Source organism: Limosilactobacillus ingluviei str. Autruche 4, from assembly GCF_000312405.1.
Lineage (GTDB): Bacteria > Bacillota > Bacilli > Lactobacillales > Lactobacillaceae > Limosilactobacillus > Limosilactobacillus ingluviei.
The window spans coordinates 108,166-111,053 of record NZ_HE997177.1 but is presented as its reverse complement, the minus strand read 5'-3'; the positions used below and the strand labels follow the sequence as shown (position 1 = coordinate 111,053).

The window sequence follows — 2,888 nt, the reverse complement described above, 5'->3', positions numbered from 1 at the left end:
AGACTGCGACTTACCGTTAGCAGCTACATAGCCCGTCACATAAGTCTTACCATCTTTACCCTTGGCAGTATAGTAAGCAATCGCTTCACCATGAACCATCTTAAGCCAGTCTGAAGTAGTGATCTGGGGATTATTGTAGATCCCAGTAGTAACAGTATCTTTATCAGTTGTTGGCTTAGCTGGTGTTTCAATTTGAGTTGGATGTAATTCAAGAAACTCTAATTCCAATCCTTGATACGCCTTATATCCATTAAAATAACTAGCCAGAGAAATACTAGTTGTTTGTTTTTTATTACCAATATATTTAACTGGAATTACCGTCGAAATAGTATCATTAGCTTCAATGGGGTCGGTCATATAGAGTGCCCCTACCTTACTGATGTCTTTGCCCAATTCAACCATTCTTTTGTAATAATCATAAAGACCGCCGTCATGATTCAAACCAATTTGATATTGCTTACCTGATTTTCCATAAGCAACAATTCCATCGGTTCCCAGCCGTCTAGTATCTATTTGTATTACACTTGTATTCCAACCAAACCAAATACCAATCTTCTTTTTAACGTCAGTGTTTTCAAAATCCACATGAAACTCTAAACTGTTAGGATCCAATCGATTACTAATTATAAGTGATTTAATTTTTTTCTGTGCATCCGCATATGAAGAAACATAAATTTTGTTATCAAACCCTCTAACTGTAAAGTAAATTTTCAGTTTTCCTTGCTCTAACTGCATCCAGTCATTAGCCAAGTTATTTTGGTTGTTGATAATAGCAGTATTAGCTGAGTTATCTGGAACCGTTGGATCTGGTGTTTCAGCAGGATCTGGTGTTTCAGCAGGATCTGCTGTTGATGCAGTCAGTGCGTTAACCTTGGCGATTTTCTTCTGTCCAACCGGTGTAACCTTGGCGGTTGTGTTTGGTGTTTCGTCGTTAGTCAGCGTTACTTCAGTATCTTTTTTGCCGACATTGGTAATATTTTGCTTAGTATCTTGGGTAGTACCTTGGGTAGTACCTTGGGTATTTGTTGCCACTACTTTTTCTTCAGCATCGGTTGTAGGTACTTGCTGATTTACCTTTTGGCCATTTGCTTGTTTATCTGTACCAGTAGACGTTTCCGTTAATGTCTTATCCTTATCGGTTGCGGTACTATCTCCAGGCGTAGATGTTGTACCTTCATTACCCGTGGTGTCCTTATTGCCCGCTTGAGTCGTGGTACTAGGAACAGTATCAGCTAATACCGCATGGTTGCTATATAGCATAAAGGTTGTCCCCAACAATACTGATGCTACCCCTACAGATAACTTCCGTACTCCCCAACGTTGCTTCCTTTCGGCATGCTTTTGTTGGTAGAATTGATGATTGTTTTTCGAAACCATATCCGTTCCTCCTAAGCTCATAAAATATATACACTTATCACACTCTTAGTGTATCATATACTTCTTATAAGTCTATAAAAAAAGATTTTCTAAATTTCAAGAATAAGTTAGCCACTAAGCTGAAATAAATATCAAGGCTTGGCAGGGCTAAATCCCTCTCATTGTAACCAAAGTTACTCAAAAAAATTTAAGCAATCGTTGGTGGAAAAGTATGTTGATTCCAACGAGTCGTTGGACTTATTTGCAATAAAACATGGATTACGATCATCGTCTCAGCTAAAACAGTGGATTATCAGTATATAATGAATCAAACTTAAAGGCTTATAAGCCAAGGAAGCGAGATTCCAAAATGACTGGACGTAAGACAACTTTAGAAGAACGACTGAAGATTATTGAAGAACTGATTAAGCATGATGTTAATTACAACTGGGCGGCTGAAGAATACCAAGTTAGCTACCAACAAGTTTATGGTTGGTATCAGAAGTATCGTAAAAGCGGTAATGACCCCGAATCACTTCGTGATCGCCAGGGTAAAGCAAAACCTGACAAAGATTGGACAGAAGTTGATCGTCTCAAGGCGGAAAATCGTCTTCTAAAAGCTCAACTTAAAAATCGTGAAATGGAGATTGCCTTCGCAAAAAAATTAGTAGAAATACGCAATCGGGAGGTGAACGAGGGACACAGTTCCAAGCGATCAAAGAATTGAACGAAACACATGGCTGATCAATTAGCCAGTTATGCCGCATCGCTGAGGTCTCACGCGATGGTTACTATAAGTGGATCAGTCGTAAACCAAGCCAACACCAAAAAGAGCAGGACGAGCTGTATAAAGTGATCTTAGAGTTAGCGCGGAAACATCATTGGACGCTTGGATATTTAGCGATGACAACCCAGCTCAAATTTGAAGGCCGCCTGAGCTTTTCGGCAGGTCTTAAGCGGGTAATTAATTGAATGCGTAAGCATGGTCTTAAAGCTAATATTAGGAGAAAGCAACACAACCGTATCCAACGCCAAGAAGAATACGTTAACGGTAATTTACTTCACGAACAATTTAATCGTGAAAGTAAAAATGAAGTATGGGTCACCGATACAACAGAGGTCGTCTACGATGAGCATACACTTCATAAAGCACGAGTACACGTAATTTTAGACCTATATGGTCGTTATGCGTTGAGCTACAACATTTCAGATACGGAAACATCGGAAGCAGTAGTCGAGACCTTTAATCGTGCTTTTAAGGTCGAACCCGATGCCCACCCTATGGTTCATACCGATCGTGGTTCAGCCTACTGTTCGGGTATGTTTAACGATTACTTGACTGGCAAAAATTGTAGGCATAGTATGTCGCATCCAGGCCATCCTTGGGAGAATTCACCGATGGAACGATGGTGGAATGATTTCAAATTGATCTGGCTCCAAAATCATGATCGCCCTAAAAATTTGACAGAGCTAGACCAACTCGTAAAAGAAGCTGTGGACTACTTGGTTCTACAATATTTGGTACTGATAGG

2 protein-coding genes and 1 pseudogene are annotated in these 2,888 nt (G+C 39.8%); 2 read left to right on the top strand and 1 reads right to left on the bottom strand.

What is annotated here, in order from left to right:
• A partial coding sequence (locus BN54_RS10340) for a YSIRK-type signal peptide-containing protein (RefSeq protein ID WP_191976458.1) occupies positions 1-1,377 on the bottom strand: 1,377 nt, incomplete at its 3' end.
• Positions 1,378-1,503: 126 nt separating this feature from the next.
• Here BN54_RS10340 and BN54_RS09280 point away from each other — a divergent pair.
• Both BN54_RS09280 and BN54_RS09275 read left to right on the top strand, forming a co-directional pair.
• Positions 1,504-2,083, top strand: a pseudogene (locus tag BN54_RS09280) (helix-turn-helix domain-containing protein); the annotation flags it as partial.
• 245 nt (positions 2,084-2,328) lie between these two features.
• Positions 2,329-2,888, top strand: a 560-nt coding sequence (locus BN54_RS09275) for a DDE-type integrase/transposase/recombinase (protein ID WP_019206921.1), incomplete at its 3' end; no start/stop codon positions are given.